General features: G+C 60.9%; 10 protein-coding genes. 4 read left to right on the forward strand and 6 right to left on the reverse strand.

Annotated features, from left to right (window positions below; genetic code table 11):
• The first annotated feature begins 41 nt into the window (after window positions 1-41).
• From FJ936_RS08355 to FJ936_RS08370, 4 genes are read left to right on the forward strand one after another with little or no spacing between them, the layout of a single operon-like run.
• The gene (locus FJ936_RS08355; protein WP_140614634.1) at window positions 42-1,046 is read left to right on the forward strand and encodes an SDR family NAD(P)-dependent oxidoreductase; all 1,005 of its coding nucleotides are present in this window, start codon (window positions 42-44) and stop codon (window positions 1,044-1,046) included.
• On the forward strand, window positions 1,043-2,305 hold the full coding sequence (locus FJ936_RS08360; protein ID WP_140790213.1) for a hypothetical protein: 1,263 nt from the start codon (window positions 1,043-1,045) through the stop codon (window positions 2,303-2,305). Before FJ936_RS08355 ends, FJ936_RS08360 begins: the two co-directional genes overlap by 4 nt.
• Window positions 2,292-3,551, forward strand: a complete 1,260-nt coding sequence (locus FJ936_RS08365) for a polysaccharide biosynthesis/export family protein (protein ID WP_140790215.1) — start codon at window positions 2,292-2,294, stop codon at window positions 3,549-3,551. Before FJ936_RS08360 ends, FJ936_RS08365 begins: the two co-directional genes overlap by 14 nt.
• A 60-nt stretch (window positions 3,552-3,611) precedes the next feature.
• Complete coding sequence (locus FJ936_RS08370; protein ID WP_140790217.1) at window positions 3,612-4,304, forward strand: class I SAM-dependent methyltransferase; 693 nt, start codon at window positions 3,612-3,614, stop codon at window positions 4,302-4,304.
• A gap of 54 nt (window positions 4,305-4,358) precedes the next feature.
• Here the strand turns inward: FJ936_RS08370 and FJ936_RS08375 are convergent, their stop codons facing one another.
• The 6 genes from FJ936_RS08375 to FJ936_RS08400 form a co-directional block, all read right to left on the reverse strand.
• Window positions 4,359-4,625, reverse strand: coding sequence for an acyl carrier protein (locus FJ936_RS08375; RefSeq protein WP_023771446.1), 267 nt, complete (start codon window positions 4,623-4,625; stop codon window positions 4,359-4,361).
• Between the two features lie 61 nt (window positions 4,626-4,686).
• Window positions 4,687-6,240 (reverse strand): AMP-binding protein, encoded by a 1,554-nt coding sequence (locus tag FJ936_RS08380; RefSeq protein WP_181171265.1) that lies wholly within the window; start codon window positions 6,238-6,240, stop codon window positions 4,687-4,689.
• Window positions 6,237-8,258, reverse strand: coding sequence for an asparagine synthase (glutamine-hydrolyzing) (asnB, locus tag FJ936_RS08385; RefSeq protein ID WP_140790219.1), 2,022 nt, complete (start codon window positions 8,256-8,258; stop codon window positions 6,237-6,239). The genes FJ936_RS08380 and asnB overlap by 4 nt, the downstream gene beginning before the upstream one ends.
• Before the next feature lie 4 nt (window positions 8,259-8,262).
• The gene (gene nadE, locus FJ936_RS08390; protein WP_140614629.1) at window positions 8,263-9,246 is read right to left on the reverse strand and encodes an NAD(+) synthase; all 984 of its coding nucleotides are present in this window, start codon (window positions 9,244-9,246) and stop codon (window positions 8,263-8,265) included.
• Complete coding sequence (locus FJ936_RS08395) at window positions 9,243-11,972, reverse strand: AMP-binding protein (RefSeq protein WP_141906363.1); 2,730 nt, start codon at window positions 11,970-11,972, stop codon at window positions 9,243-9,245. The genes nadE and FJ936_RS08395 overlap by 4 nt, the downstream gene beginning before the upstream one ends.
• Before the next feature lie 725 nt (window positions 11,973-12,697).
• Window positions 12,698-15,850, reverse strand: a complete 3,153-nt coding sequence (locus tag FJ936_RS08400; RefSeq protein WP_141906593.1) for a GAF domain-containing protein — start codon at window positions 15,848-15,850, stop codon at window positions 12,698-12,700.
• Between the last annotated feature and the right edge of the window lie 367 nt (window positions 15,851-16,217).

The raw sequence follows: 16,217 nt of genomic DNA on the forward strand, positions 1-16,217 counted from the left end.
GGCAACCGGAGCGCTTCAGGTGAAAGAAGGAACACCTGGTTATGAGCTACAATGGCAAGAGAGTTCTGGTCACTGGCGCGGATGGGTTCATTGGATCGCACCTGACCGAGGCACTCGTCCGCAACGGTGCCGAGGTGACCGCATTGGCCCTCTATAATTCGTTCGACAGTCATGGATGGCTGGATGATCTGCCAGACGACATCAGAGGTCATCTGAAACTCGTTCGAGGCGATGTACGCGACGGTGCATTCCTGAACCGGATCGTGCGCGGCCAAGCCGTCGTGTTTCATCTCGCTGCGCTTATCGCGATCCCGTACTCATACGCGGCCGCCCAGTCCTATGTGGAAACCAATATCATGGGGACGCTGAATGTCCTTGAAGCGGCCCGCCAATGGGAGACGGAACGGATCATTCACACCTCGACCAGTGAGGTTTACGGCACGGCGCTCAGCATGCCGATCAGCGAGTCCCATCCTCTTCAGGGACAATCGCCATATTCGGCGTCCAAGATCGGCGCCGACATGATGGCGCAGTCCTATGCCAGATCGTTCGACCTGCCCGTCGTGATCCTCCGGCCGTTCAATACATTCGGACCGCGACAAAGCGAACGAGCCATAATACCGACAATCATCCGGCAGGCGCTCGATCCAAAATGTGTTTCGATCATGGTGGGAGATACCAGCCCGGTCCGCGACCTGACCTTCGTCGAGGACACAGCGGCTGCCTTCCTGAGCGCGGGTTCAGCCACACTCGAATTCGGCCATGCCTACAATGCTGGAAGCCAGCGTGCCGTGACCATATCGGACGTGCTCGATCTCGTGCGCGAACTGAGCAACTGCAAGAAGCCCGTTCACCGCGACGAGAGTCGATTGCGGCCGCAAAACTCCGAGGTTCGCGCTCTGCTGGCCGATTCATCACGGCTCGAACGTGAAACCGGATGGACTGCGCAAACGAGTTTGCGCCACGGCTTGGCCAGAACCATCGATTGGTGGCGGGCGCGCCTCGGCGAAGGTCGGGTACGTCGCGAAATGAGCTACATGACATGAGGTTTTACCCACTCCCATTGACACTGCTCCTGATCGCCTTTGCTGTCCTGCTGCGGGCGGCCGACAGCCAGGGAAACAGCATGTCCACGACGTTCGTCGCGCCAATGCCGATGGATCTCCCAGATTATCTGCATCCCGCGACAGATCCGGCATTCGGCACGAATTTCATGCGCATCACCAAACCCGGCGCACTTGGGGGAGGTGTCGTGTGTGGGACGAAATATTGCAGTCATCGCTATTCGAGCGCTCAAGCCTGGAATGCGGACCAGAGCCTGCTCGTGCTGGCCAATGGCTGCAACGGGCTGTGCTTCCTCGACGGCAAGACATATGCTCCGCTATTCCACCGCGACAAAGGCGGTGAATGCGAATGGCATCCTCGAAACGCAGACGTGATGATCTGCGTTGAGGATCGGAAGATCTCGACATGGGCGCCAAGGACAAACCACGAAGAGGTTGTCTTCGTCACGGCTCAATACCACGATCTGCAGTTCGGGCCGTCGAAGGGCAATCCAAGCCGTGACGGCAAACGTATAGCCGTCCGCGCTGTCCGCGCGGATGGAAAAGCCGTGGTGTTCGCCTTCGATCTCGCGGATCGATTCAAATTCCCGGACATCGATCTCGCTCAGGTTCCCGGAACCACCAGCTCCTGCACCATCTCCCCGCTCGGGACGAACATCCTTTGCTTTCAAAACCTGGCCGACGGCACCGAGCAGAGGGCCATTTTCAGTGTCGATGGCACCTTGCGACAGAGGTGGACGGACCATCACCGCCCCGGCCACGGAGACCTTACGCTCGATGACGACGGCAGCGAGGTCTATGTTGGCATCAGCAAATCCGGCCCCGACAAGTATCACGTGATCAAGCGAAGATTGTCCGATGGGAAGGTGACCTCCCTGACCGGATACGGCGAAGCAGAGCATGCATCGTCGCGTGCTCTGAAGCGGCCCGGCTGGGTCTTCCTGACCTATGGCGGCAACCCTGAGGAGATATCGGCCAATCCAGGCTGGGCACCATATGCACGGGAAGTCATCGCGTTGCGCATCGACGGCAGCGGCGAAGTTTGGCGCATCGTGCAGACCCGCAACGCGCCCTTCGACTACTGGAGCGAGACGCATGCGTCACCTTCGCCGGACGGCACACAGGTGATCTGGTCCAGCAATTGGGGCGTGGCCGGTGGACCGGTTTACGACTTCGTCACCCGCGTCGACTGGCCCGAAAACCAGGACAAGAAGGAGATTGTCGCGAATGGTCAACCTTAGCCGATTCTTCCTTGCGACACTTGCGATGCTTTGCGCCCTGCCGATGGCTGCGGCAGCCGATGCGACGATCTATCGAATTTCGCCCGGAGACACCATCGAGATCGCAATCACCTCGCTTCCCGAGCGGACGCAGCGTGCGGTGGTGCAGATGGACGGCACCATCGTCCTCGCCGAGGCAGGCACGGTGCCTGTCGCTGGCCTGACCCCGTCCGAACTTCAGACGCGCTTGCAGGCGATCCTGCCGACCAAGATCTACCACATACGCATGCCGGACGGCCGTGAGCAGGTGGCGGTCGTCAGGCCCGGCGACGTGACGGCGATCATCGCTGAATACCGTCCAATCTACGTGACTGGCGAAGTGCTCGCTCCTGGGCAGCAAGCCTTTCGTCCGCTCATGACGGTTCGGCAGGCGATAGCCGTCGCCGGCGGCTTCAGCCTCTTGCGTGCACGGGCGAACCAGGCTGGGCCGGACCCAACGGACCTGCAGCGCGATTATGAGACGATCTGGGGAGAATACATCAAGGACTATTTCCACAGTGCGCGCATACGTGCCGAACTTCAAAAGCAGCTCGATTTCGACATGAAGGCCCCCCAGGGCTTTCCGCTGTCTTCTTCCCTCGCAACCGAAATCGCGCAGGCCGAGGCAGAAGGGCTGAAGCTCTCGCTGGACAATTTCGGGCAGGAGCAGAGCTTTCTGGAGAAGGGCGCCAAGGATGCAGCGACCCAGGTCCAGGCGTTGCTCCAGCGCGAGCAGGACGAAGCCGATGGAGTCAAGGCCGATGAAGAGGATTTGGCGCAGGTGACCAAGCTCTTCAAGGCTGGCAACCTGACCAACAACCGGCTCGCCGATGTCCGGCGCGCGGTGCTTCTGTCCTCGAGCCGTGCGCTTGAAACTTCGGTCGAACTCATGCGGGCTCGGCGCCAACAGGATGATCTTGCAAGGCAGATCGAGCGCAATGACAACCAGAGGCGTGCCGGTTTGTTGAACGAGTTGCGGGATACACAGGCGCGCCTTGCCGACATCACCGCAAGGCTGCACGCGGTCAGCCAGAAATTGCAGCCGCAGGGAGCATCCGCCTTGCCGCAGCCGATCGGCGGCGAAACCGTGCGGGCCCAGGTGACGATCATCCGCTCCGTCGATGCGCAATGGCGCAAGCAGCCGGCCGACCAGGATACCGCGGTGGCGCCGGGTGATACGATCGAGGTCAGGTTCAGCAGCGCGCTCGAAAGCGCGGCGGTGCAATAGACAATCCCTGCCGGCGTCGCCGGCAGCGGCAATATCTTCGATGTCGTTGCGAGAACGGTCGTGAGCGAAGAGATCAGCGTCGCCGGCGCTTACAACAAAGGCAGCATCACCTTCATGGGAATGGAGATCCTGGTTGCGCCCGGTGCGCTGGTGCCGCGGCCGGAAACAGAGCTGCTCGGCTCCATTGCCGTAGATGTCCTGCGCGCAATGGATCTGCCGGCGCCGCGTGTCGTCGACATGTGCTGTGGCGCCGGCAACCTGGCCTGCGCGATCGCTAGCCATATTCAATCCGTGCGAGTTTGGGCCTGCGATCTTACCGACGGCTGTATCGACGCGGCGCGGCGAAATGTCGTTCATCATGGCTTGACTGACCGGATTTCAGTGCATCAGGGTGATTTGTTCGAAGGCGTGTCCGGACTGGAGCTCGACGGCACTCTTCATGCCATCGTCTGCAATCCGCCCTACATTTCGGAGAAGCGGCTCGAGGGTGATCGCCGCCATCTGGTCGTGCTTGAGCCGCGAGAGGCATTCGCGGCCGGTCCTTATGGGCTCAGCATTCATATGCGGGTCGTCAAGGACGCGCTGCGCTACCTCCGACCAGGCGGCGTCCTGCTGTTCGAGGTGGGGCTTGGTCAGGACCGCCAAGTCATAAGTCTTCTGGAGCGCAGCAAGGGCTACGAGCAGATACGCACCTTCGCCAACCATGCCGGCGAAGTGCGGGTGGTCCTGGCAGAGGCCAGGCGGCAGGCATGATTGCGTTCGGCCGGTACTGGGCTGACCGTCCAGATCATTGCTTCTTGCGCCAGATCATTTCTTCTTGCGAACGATGAACCGCGCGATTCCTTGAATCGAATCGAGGTTTTCCGGCAGGAGTTCACTGTCTTCCACTGTGATGCCGAAAGTCTCTTCGATGAACCCGATCACCTCGAGCACTCCGGTCGAGTCGACGATCCCCTGATCGAGCAATGATGCGGTGAGGGATAGCGCCTTGACGTCCGCGATGTAGAAATTCGAGGCCAGGAAGCTGCGGATCTGGTTGATATGAATGTCGTCGCTTTCCGCGGCCGATATCATGGAATCCATCTAATCCATCCTCCGTTGCAAAGGCGACTTGCGATCGCGCTTCTGAAACAATCTACGACAGGGCCGCTTTCTTGAGTTTTCCGGTATCGGTCATCGGCAGGCTGGGCACGATGACGATGGTCTTTGGCACCATGAAATTCTCCAGCCGTTTCCGGCACTCCATCAGGAGCTGCCTTTCGCCGACAATTCTTCCCTGCTCGATGACGACGAATGCTTTGACCGCTTGCCCGAGGAGGTCGTCGGGGACACCGATAACTGCGGCTTCCTTCACCCCAGGGACGTCCATAAGCACGCTTTCCACCTCTTTGGGAGCGACCTTTTCGCCTCGTGATTTTATGATCTCGTCACCACGGCCGACGAAGTACAAATAGCCTTCAGCGTCCATCCGGCAGTAGTCGCCCGTGTAGAGGACCTGCTCGCCCGGCAGCGGCCCCGGCTTCAGCTTCCTTGCCGTGGCCTCTGGCTTGCCCCAATAGCCTTTCATCACCGTTGCGCCGCGAACTACAAGTTGGCCAACGACGCCCGGACCGACCCGCCTGCTACTCTCGTCGACGATCCACACTTCTGTGTTGGGAATGGCAATGCCTACGCTGAGGGGCTTTCGCCCGAGATCGTCGGGCGGCAGATAGCTGCAGCGTTTGCATTCGGTGAGGCCGTACATGGAATAGATGCGTGCGCCCGAAAACAGCTCCCTGAGCATGGCAATCTGCTTGAGCGGCAGGGCGGCCGCGGTATTGGTGACATAGCGGATGCTCGCGAAATCGTTGCTCTTCAGCGATCTGAGTTCCGCAAGCGCCGCGAAGATCGTGGGCACGCCCGGAAAACCTGTGATCTGCTCGTCCTTGATGACCTGAAGGATCTGCGCCGGAAAGGCGAAGGAGCGCTCGAGGACGAGCCGTGCGCCGGTGCGAAAGGCCATGATCATCTGATAGAGCCCGTAGTCGAAGGCGAGGGGCAGAACGTTGAGGATCACCTCATCCTCACGCAGCTCCAGATAGGAGGCGATCGATGCGCACGCGGCAGTCATGTTGCCGTGCGTCAACATGACCCCCTTGGGTTCGCCGGTGGATCCGGAGGTGTAGACGATGGCGGCGAGATCGATGTCGATCGATTTGCGCGGCGGCGCAACAGAAGGTCCTTCGATGATCGTGTCCCAACGCACGGCGTGCGGCAATCGGTTGAACTCGGCCTCGTCGACCGGCCCAGAGACAATCACCGCCCGCAGCGAGTGACAGTCGCGCGACGGCTGGGAGAATATCGAGTGCAGATGGCTGTCCGTGATCAGCGCCGCTGGCAGGCAATCGTTGAGCAGGTAATGAAGCTTCTCGCTTTTCGTAAGCGGGTTGACGATGCAGACCACGGCGTTCGCCTTGAGCACCGCCCAGAAGCTGACGACGGTTTCGACCGTATTGTCGGCGAAGATCATGACGCGGTCGCCGCGCTCGACGCCGGCCGCGGCCAGGAAATGCGCGATCCTGTCGGAGCGCTCATCGATCTCCGCGTAGGTGACGCGTTGCTTGCCGGCCACCAACGCGACCTTGCCGCCAAGCCGGCCGGCGGAATGGATGAGGTAGTCCTGCAGGAGTGGTACGGCGCCGTGCATCATGCCAGGACCCTTTCCCGCTGCTCGTGATCAACGTCGATCCTGAGCTCGGCTTTGTCCGCTCCGCGTGGGCGGCTCGCGATGAACTGCTGATGCAGAAGCTGGGTCGACAGCACGCCGACCAGTGCCATGTTGTCGGAGTTGGAGAGATCGCCGTCGCCGGCCTTGGACCGGCACTTTCCAAGCAGGAAAGCCACCGATTTCGGATCGAAGACATTTGCCGCGCGCAATGCCGTGTCCGACAGTGCTTCGCGAATGTAGTCTGGTGCATCATGACCAACGAAACTAAGCGCGTTTGGCGCCCTGTAGGGCTGCTTCGTGCGGGCAACGACTTGCGGTGGCACGATCGGCTGCGCCACTCGCTTGAGCACGTGCTTTTCGTCGAGGACGCGCAACTTGTAAGCATCCGGAAGCGAATTCGCGAGCGCCACGACATCGTCGTCGAGATAGGGGAAGCGCCCCTCGACCGAGTGTGCCATCAGCATCCTGTCGCCCTGCGAGGAGAGCAGGTAGCCCGACATCAGCGTTCGGATTTCGAGATACTGGTCCTGGGCAAGGAAGCTCCATCGCGAAAATTCGGCGGGGAGAGGGGCGAGCAGTTCGGAGGCTGCATTGCGGTGCTGCGAGGCGCCGCGCATGTCGGGGCAGAATAGGCGCTTGATGGCGCTTGTGGTGCGCCACCGCGTGTCGTGTGCAAAGCCGGGCCTGTCGCAGGCATGAAGATCGCGCCCGAAGAACTGTCGCGCCATGGCCTGTTGGTGAACCGGTGAGCGCGACAGATAGGGGTAGAGACGCTCGAGCAGTCGCGCACGCCGGCTCGAAGCAGGTTGACGCCCCCAGAAGCGGCGAACCTTGCCTTCGCGGAAAAGGTCGTAGCCGGCGAACATCTCGTCGGCGCCTTCCCCTGTCAGCACAACCTTGATGCCGCGCTCGCGGACCAACTTGGACAGAACGAAGAGCGGTGCCGGTGCCGTTCTCAGGATTGGCCGCTCGGTATGGTAGACGACCTCGGGAAAAACCGCTGCAATGTCGCGGCGGGAAATCACCACCTCGTGGTGCTCGCTCGCGGTCGCGGCGGCAACCAGACGCTGGAAATAGGTCTCGTCGTATTCCTCGTCGGCAAAACGCAAGGAGAATGTCTGGAAGCGCTCCCCCGCGAAACGTCTCCCAAGCGCCGCGACAAGTGAGCTGTCGAGCCCACCGGACAAATAGCAACCCACCGGCACGTCGGCCTGCACCATCCGCAGCGCCGTCGCGGCTTCGAGCGCACCGCGGATCGCCTCGACGGCATCGTCGCACGAGCCGGTGAACCATTCAGGCTCGGAACCGGAAATTCGCGGATAATGCGGCTCCCAGAAAGCCGCCTCCCGGGCCACGCCACCCTCATAGAGCCGGATATGTCCAGGCTGCAGTTCCTTGACGCCTTCGAAGACGCTCTGCGGCGAGATCACCGTCCAGAATGTAAACGTCTGATCGATTCCTGTCGGATCAAAGGCGCGAGGAATCGCTGTTTCCGCAGCGAAAATGGCTTTGACTTCGCTTGCAAAGAAGACGCGGCCGCCGTGCTCGCAATAATACAGCGGGCAGATGCCGTAGCGGTCACGCGACAGGATCAGGCGGCCGGCAGCAGAGTCCCATATCGCGACTGCCCATTGACCATTCATCCGTTCAAAGGCGGCCTGGCCCCAGGCCTGGTAAGCGTGGAGCACGACTTCCGTGTCGCTATGCGTGCGGAAGCGGTGACCAAGCGCGATCAACTTGTCGCGCAATTCGACGTAGTTGAAGATTTCACCGTTGAAGACGATCCATGTCAGGCCGCTGACGTCGGCGAGTGGCTGCTGGCCGTGCAGCAGGTCGACCACGGACAGGCGGGCATGCGCCAAACCCGCGCGTCGGTCGCGATACAGCCCCCGCTCGTCGGGTCCGCGGTGTGCAAGCGCGCCCACCATACGCAACAGCGCTTCCCGCGAAGGAGGTGGGGCAGTGGCGCTCAGCGCAACAATTCCGGCGATCCCGCACATCCGTTCAGTCCACCGTCATTGGCACCGAAGGCAAAGGCTGGGCGTGCAGATAGCGCGCCGCTCGACGCTTGGCTTCGATATCCTTGAAGACCTTCTGGACCTCGTCTGGTGACAACCCGGCAACATCAGCGACATCATCGGCGCAGATGCCATGGTTCACGCCGTAGAGGCATAGGTCCGTCTGATGATAGGGCAGGGCGAAGTAGAACTCCTCCTGGCTCTGCGCCATGGAGAAGGTGTCGGTCGTCGGCGGCCTGCGCCGGATCTCCCCGTCCACACCGAGATATTCCGCCAGTTGATAGACCTGCGTCTTGTAGAGGTGGACGATCGGCATCAGGTCAGCGATTCCGTCGCCTTGCTTGACGAAAAAACCCTGATCATATTCGAGCCGGTTAGGCGTGCCCGCCACCGCATAGCCGAGTCGGTCCGCGTGATAGTACTCAGTCATCTTGCGAATGCGCTGCTTGTAATTGGTCGCGGCCACTATCTGCAGATAGGCCGCTCCTGACAGGCGCACGGTATCGATCTTCCCCTGGGGATCCTGAACGGTGAGACGGGTGATATTGAGGCCTTTGCTCTCAAGCACCGAGGTCAGCACCAGCTTGCATTTCCACCCTTCGCCGTAGTCCGGAACAACGGTGCGAATGGCCTCTATCTGCCGGCTATAGGCGCCGATGGCGTCGAGCGCCGGCGCAATGTCCTCGGCGATGGTGTCGATGCCCAGCTGACCGGCGATAACGCGCCCCAGCCTCAGCGAGTCCCCGGACGAGTCACGCTCCGGCATGAAGATCCCGAGCACCCTGTCCTTGCCGAAGGCAGCCACGCACAACGACGCGACCACCGAACTGTCGATGCCGCCTGAGAGCCCGACCACCACTCCGCGCCGGCGGAGCGTGACCAATACCTGCTCGCGCACGGATGCTACGATGCGGTCGACCTCCGCGGCCGCATCCAGTGCCAGAACATCCTTGCCGAACCGCGAAGTCACGCGAAGCTGCCTTTCATGGTTGAAGACTCGGCCGGCGAATAAGTGCGAGCGACCGCCTCCTCGATCAGCGGACGATTGACGCCGATGTGAGGCTCGACGACCAGATCAATGTGGTTGCCGGCAATCGGGATGACCTGCAGGTCCGCGAACACCCGATCCCATCCGATGGCAAGAGGCATTCCCGGTCGCGCGCAACGGAACAGCGTTCCGGTAATCGGGAGCACCGTTCTTGGCTGCTCCAACCAACGGAAGAAGGCCTGCGCACGCAAGACTTCCTGCAACTCCAGCTTGATGCGGAAGCTGGTTGCGTTGAATTGTCCTCGGGAAAAGTGGTCGATGGCTTGGGCAAGACGAGCTTCCTGGCCGACCTTGACCGTGAGCTTCGCCAAAACACGGCAAGCCATTCGATAGGGTGACATGCGGTTGGATCGGACCCGGCGCAAGGTGCGGGTGATTGTCTCCCAGGGACGGCTCCGCTCGCCAGCCAGGCTGGTGTCGAGGATACCGACAAACTTCACGGACCTTCCCTCCTTCAGCAGGCGCACGGCAACTTCGAATGCGACGGCTCCGCCGAGCGAGTGGCCGAGAAGCCTTACATGGCCCGACGGCTGGATGCGGTTGATCTGTTCAAGCGCGGCGTCCACCATGGCGGCAAGATCGTTCTGGCCGCTGAGAATGGTCGCGAGGCTGGGATATCTTATCGGACGGACCGTTGCGACTTTGCCCATGGCTGAGGCGAAGGCTGCAAGACTAGGCCCATAGCCCACGGAGCCGGGAAACAGAAAGAGAAAAGGCCGATCATGCTCCAGCACATGATCGGGCGCATTGCCGGCTTGTGCGGACGCGACCGCGCTGACCATCGCTTCGGCGCTCATCCCGACGGTAAATGCCTCAAGATCCAGTTCCTGGCCGATTTCGTTCTCGATCTCCATGACGCAGTGGAGCAGCTTCAGCGAGTCCCCTCCCGCTTCATCCCATCGCCCGACGGCTGCCCGCGTGTTGAGGACCCTGGTCCAGGCATTCTGCACTGCTTGATGGGCCTTGAGATCGCTGCCTGAAATCGGTGGATCGGCAACTTGGGTAGGCTTCTTGGCCAGAAGATCCATTTTCCCGAGTTTCGCCACATCTATTTTTCCGCCCGCCAGGCGCGGAATGTCCTCTACCCTGTGGAGCCGAAGCGGCCGCAGTGGCGGCGGTAGCGTCTTTGCAAGCAGCTGGCGAAGGTCGTCGGCGAAGGCCGGACCGGCGGAATTCCTGGGGATCGCGAAAGCGACCAGTTCGTTGGCCTCGGTCACGATCGTCACCGCATCCTCGACTGACGAGGCGGAGCGCAGGATCCTTTCGACTTCGGCCGGCTCGATGCGCCGACCGTTGATCTTTATCTGCCGCCCCTTGCGGCCGACGATCCTCAGCAGGCCCCGATTGTCCAATTGGACGAGATCGCCGGTCGCGAATATCCGTTGACTTGGATCATCGGGGTCCGCCTCGGCGGGGATGACGGTGCCGTTTTCCCAGTGGCCGAGCAAGACGTAGGGGCTCTTGATGACGAGTTCCCCGCTTCCGCCCCGCGGTACGCTGTCACCGTCCTCGTTGACGATCGCAAAAGCTATTCCTGGCAAGAGCCGGCCGACCGGCACGGACGTTTGGTTCTTTGGTTGAACGCGAGGCAGAAACCATTGTGACCCGGTCGTCTCGGTTGACGAGTAGCCGATCTGTACGAGGCAATGAGCAGGAATCGCCTTTCGCAAAAGGGCAATGTCGGTCCAAAGCACTTTCTCGCCGCCGACGCGGACCACCCTGAGCGACCCGAACGCATCGGCGGGGGCATTGGCCATGAGGGCGCGAAGCAGCGCGGGCACGAGGTAAGTAAGCGTCGCGCCAACCTGCTGCATTCGCTCGCGAACCGCACGCAGGCCGATCGCTTCCACGTCGACCATATGCAAAGTGGCGCCGCACAGGACCGAAGTCAGGATTTCTCGACATCCGGCTATGGTGGCGGGCCCGGTCAAGGGGAGAAAGACATCGTCGGAATTGATGTGACACGCATCGGCATATTGATGCACCCGCCAGAGCAGGCTGCGCTGGCTGTTGACTATGCCCTTTGGAGATCCGGTGCTGCCAGACGTGTAAAGAACCATCGCCGGTGCATCGACGGATACGGCAGGCAATTGCGTCGATGACAGCGGCGCCGTCGACTCGGGGCTGGCAGTCACATCGATCCACCGGATGTCCTCGGGTAAACCCGCATGCCGGTGTCCAACGCCAAGAATGGCGCGGAGCCGCGCGACGCCGACAATCTCGTTGACACGGGCGATTGGGTCCCGGGCGTTGAGGGGAAGCGAAATCCTTCCCGCCGCCATGCTCGCCAGGACAGCAACGATGTACCAGACGGAGTTTGGTTGATAAATTCCGATCGGCTGCCCCACGGGAACGACGGCAGCGATCCGGCGGGACAGGACTTCGACGGCAGTTGCAAGCTCGAAGTACGACAGTTGATTCACGCCGTCATGCACAGCGGCTTTTTCGGAATATTGGGCCGTGACTTTCTTGAGCTGATCGGCAATCCCGACATCTGCAAATGCCGGGCCCAACTTCTGATGAAGGCGCAGCGCCGGGCCACCTTGATCCAGGGCGTAGGCCGGGACGTCTATCCATCTGCGGGAGGGCCGAGAATCCTGGTGATGGTCCTGATCCGCTGCTGGTGCATTCAAATACGCCGGGAGCATGGCTTGCCTGGGTTTACGGTTGATACCCGGTTATGAGCTTGCAAGAGGGGGAATTCATCGATCATTCTGATGATGAACAAGGCACGGAAAGAGATTAGGCGTCGGGTTTCCTTGCCACGGGCGCAGCGTTGGAACCGATCCGCTGTTGATCTGTTGTTTACCCAGCGTGGAGATGTCCCCTCAACTCCTAGCCGATCGCCCGCTGCACTCCCCCGAGGCAGTGGGCTTTCTTTTTCAATTGGAAATCGCGGGCTCTCGAACAAGCCTGTCAGGCGAGATGAGCCGCTGCTGTAAATAGGATTTAGCGTCTTCCCGAGAGACCTGGAGGCTTCCGTCAGGTGCTGTCCTTGTATGACTTCGCCGCCTCATCGATCTTGCGCCAATCGTTGCCGTGGCGACGTACCAGCTCCCTTGCCTGAGCGGGCGACAGGTCATGCGTTTCGACGACATGCCGGACCTCCGCGTCCTCGCCCTTCAAGGGACGTGTACGACGCCTCTTGGTCGGTTGATCCCCCATTTCTCCGTCTCGCCTTGACACGATCGTTTCCTCCGGTGTCGCAAACAAGCTGCGAGTAGGGAAAAGGTTTCACTGTTGGGTGCACGAAGCCCCAATAGCCTCTGCGGTACGGCAGTTGTCTTGCCGAAGGCATCAATTCCGCCCAAGCGCGGCGTCCCGTAAAGCAACTGAAGCGGAGAGGGATTGGTGTGCCTCGGGCAGTGACCATTCACTTGCGATCCAGCACCTTACGGATCTTCTCTGCCAATTCGTCAATCGTGTAGGGCTTGGTCAAAAGCTCCGTTCCAAAATCAAGTGTGCCGTTGTGTACAATCGCGTTTCGTGTGTAGCCGGTGGTGTAGAGCACTTTTAGCGACGGGTGCATGCTCTTGACCTGATCCACCAGTTCCCGGCCGGACATCTCCGGCATGACGACGTCAGTGAACAGAAGCGACGGCACTTGCCCGCTTGCGACGGCCGCCAGCGCGTCCCGCGGCCCTTGCATTTCCAACACGGAATAGCCCAGTTCCCGCAGCGCCTCCGCAGCCATCAGCCGGACGCGATCTTCATCCTCGACAACCATGATGATCTCGTCCTCACTGCCGGGGTGCTCGCCCGCCACGGACTCGGCCGGGCTGTCGACCACGTCGCCGTGCGAGCGCGGCAGATAGATTTTCAAAGTGGTTCCGATACCCTGCTCGGAATAGATCTTGACGCTGCCGCCGGACTGGCGAACAAATCCATAAACCTGGCTGAGCCCCAGCCCGGTGCCTTTGCCAACCCCCTTTGTGGTGAAGAACGGATCGAAGGCTCTGGCCAACACGTCAGCAGTCATGCCGGTTCCGGTGTCCGTGACAGCTATCATCACATACTGGCCGGAGGGTATTGCGTTTTCTCTCGCATACCGGTCGTCGACATGGGCATTGGATGTCTCGATGGTCAGCCTTCCACCAGCGGGCATGGCATCCCGCGCGTTGACGCAAAGGTTGAGCAACGCGCTTTCCAGCTGCCCTGCGTCGACTTCCACATGCCAAAGTCCCGCGGCGAGCACGGTCTCGATTTGGATTGTCTCCCCAAGCGTCCGGCTCAGCAATTCACTCATATCCGAGACGAGGCGATTTGGATTCAGGCGCTTGGGCGCCAGAGGTTGCTGGCGGGAGAAGGCAAGCAGCCGCTTGGTAAGTTCTGCAGCACGTTGGGCTCCATCGATCGCGCCGGTCACGAACTGGTGGACGTTGGTATCGCCGTTTCTGAGCTTGCGCTGCACAAGGTTCAGTCCGCCGATAATGACAGCCAGCATATTGTTGAAGTCGTGCGCGATGCCACCGGTAAGCTGTCCGACAGCTTCCATCTTCTGGGCCTGCCGCAGGTGCTCTTCTGCTTTGGTGCGTTCGGCGACTTCGTCCATGACACGTTGTTCAAGGGTGCCATTGAGCGTCTGCAGCGCCTTGAACAGTCGAGAATTGTCGATTGCCGTCGCGGCATGGCCCGCAAGCCCCAGCAAGGCCTTCTCTTGCTGTTCGGCGAAGACGCCGATCTCTGCATGACCAAAGAAGAGGCCGCCCAGCACCTCTCCCGAACGCGAGACGACCGGTACCGCAAGATAGGAACGCACTGGCAGATGGCCCTCCGGCATTCCCTTGCGGGGCCAGTTCTTGCCGTAGCGGGGGTCGGCGAGGATGTCGTCGGAGCGCACCACGCTTGTCCCGCGGAAAGTGGGGTCGAACACCGCCGTGTTGCGAGGCATTGGAAAATTTTCGAACGCGGAGCGAGGTGCGCCCGACAGGGCGTAGAGCATGTAGCTGTCGCCCTTGTCGTCGATCACATTGTAGAAGAAAGCTCCGAATTGTGCGCCCGACAGCGCTACGCCGGCATCAGTTACCGTTTGAACAATCCGCTCCACGTCGAGCTCGGCCGCTACCGCGGCAGCGGTGACGTTCATCATCTGAAGCTGATGCTCCACCCGCTTTCGCGCGGTGATATCCATGACGGTACCAATGAAGCGGACCGCGCGCCCTGACTGGAAAAGCGACTCGCCCGCTGCCGCAATCCAGCGTTCCTTGCCGTCGTGCAAGCCGACCGTCCGATATTCGATGTCGTAGCGGGAAGACGTGCCCGGCGCGAGCGCCTGGCGTACGGCCTCGTCGGCGCGGGCCCGATCTTCTGGGTGAATACCCGCCAGGAACGCGCTTTCATATGTTACCTCCGCGTCTGGCGGGAGGCCGAAAAGGGCTTTGCACCGGTCATCCCACCGCAGCGCCTTGGTGACGGGATCGTAGTCCCAGGTCCCGATAGCGGCTGCGTCCGTGGCGAGCCGGAGGCGCTCCTCACTGGCCCGGGCCGCCTGTTCCGAGCGAACGCGCTCGATGTGAGCCCAGGACCGCTCCGTCACCTCCGTCAGCAAGGACAGTTCGCGCTGTGACCAGACGCGGGGCTGCTTGTCGTGAATGGCCATCAGGGCGGTCAGCCGGCCCTGTTTTACCAAGGGCATGCAGATGGTTGCCGTTATGCCGATGTCCTGAAAGGTCTTTGCCTCCTCGGGTGCAATTTCCTCGAGGTTGTTGTTGATGATGAGCGGCCGATTGGCGCTGAGATTGGTGACCGCCAGGCGACCAAAATCGGTAAGACTGTAATACCCTCTGATGCTGGGCGAGCCGGGTGCGCTCCAGTCGCCACGGATGGTGAAATGGTCCTGATCCTGCTCCATGTCGGCGTAGGCGCAAATCGAGACGGCAAGATGTTCGCCCAACAGACGAGTGGTGATCGCCATGACGGCGTCGGCGTCGGCCGCGAGGGCAATCTCCCTTCCAAGACGGTCGAGAAAAGCCAGGCGTTCGGCGTTCTCACGCAGCGCTCGCTCAGCGCGAAGCCGCTCGATGGCGGTACGCGTCCGGTCCGCCACTTCCGAAATAAGGGCAACCTCCTCCTTGGCCCAGCGTCTGGGCGCGGAGTGGTTCAGGTATAGCAGCGCCACCAAACCGCCATGCTCGGTAACCGGCATGTTGATGACGGATTGGGCGCTGATGGCTTTGAGAGCCTCTGCATGATCCCTTGTTCGCGGGTCTGTCTCGGCATTTTCGAAGACAACGGTGTCGCCCCGCTTCAAGTCCTCGATATACGAGCCGTAGTTCCTGAAATTCAGGGTCCCAGCCAGGCTTTTGATGCCTGGCGCGTTCCAATCCCTCTCGATCGTGATGGTTTCTTTCTCAAGATCGATCGTGCCGTATCCGGCTCGGCTGACATCGAAATGTCTCCCTACCAGTTCCGCGGCAGCGTGGGCCAGTTCGGCAGGATCAGTAATCTCGCGAATCCGGTCGCCCAGCGCCGCCAACAGCTCGAAGCGCTGCAGTTCAGATTGACGATCGCCTGAAGTGACCCCCATATCGCCCCCGTTTTGCCCGGACTGGATAATGCAGTTGACGGCCAAGAGTTCCATTGCGGCCCGCACGCTTCTTTGACGGGCAGGCCGGCGGTTCGCGCGAACACCTTGAGTGACACACGACGAGACGCGGCTTGAACGGCAAGAAACATCTACGATGTCCCTTTGGTCGCCTTGAACTTTAGAACACTCGCGGCTCCAACGGTCGTGCGGCTTCCATTGGGCGTGGCGCTAGCCGCGTCGCTATACGCAATTGGATCTTTTGTGCGCGAACTTGCCTCGGTCCATCATAGGTTAGCGACACGTCGTGCGCTGTGCCGCATAAGCGAGAGGTCAGCGGGCATGTAACGGGCTCCGCTGCTTGGGAGAC

It is taken from the genome of Mesorhizobium sp. B2-4-13 (assembly GCF_006658535.1).
Taxonomy (GTDB): Bacteria; Pseudomonadota; Alphaproteobacteria; order Rhizobiales; family Rhizobiaceae; genus Mesorhizobium; species Mesorhizobium australicum.

Bases quoted from the DNA above. Each gene is read 5' to 3' on its own strand.
- asnB (WP_140790219.1), bottom strand. From the start codon at position 8,258: ATGTGCGGGATCGCCGGAATTGTTGCGCTGAGCGCCACTGCCCCACCT.
- FJ936_RS08360 (WP_140790213.1), top strand. From the start codon at position 1,043: ATGAGGTTTTACCCACTCCCATTGACACTGCTCCTGATCGCCTTTGCT.
- FJ936_RS08380 (WP_181171265.1), bottom strand. From the start codon at position 6,240: ATGATGCACGGCGCCGTACCACTCCTGCAGGACTACCTCATCCATTCC.
- FJ936_RS08365 (WP_140790215.1), top strand. From the start codon at position 2,292: ATGGTCAACCTTAGCCGATTCTTCCTTGCGACACTTGCGATGCTTTGC.
- FJ936_RS08375 (WP_023771446.1), bottom strand. From the start codon at position 4,625: ATGATATCGGCCGCGGAAAGCGACGACATTCATATCAACCAGATCCGC.
- FJ936_RS08400 (WP_141906593.1), bottom strand. From the start codon at position 15,850: ATGGGGGTCACTTCAGGCGATCGTCAATCTGAACTGCAGCGCTTCGAG.
- FJ936_RS08395 (WP_141906363.1), bottom strand. From the start codon at position 11,972: ATGCTCCCGGCGTATTTGAATGCACCAGCAGCGGATCAGGACCATCAC.
- FJ936_RS08355 (WP_140614634.1), top strand. From the start codon at position 42: ATGAGCTACAATGGCAAGAGAGTTCTGGTCACTGGCGCGGATGGGTTC.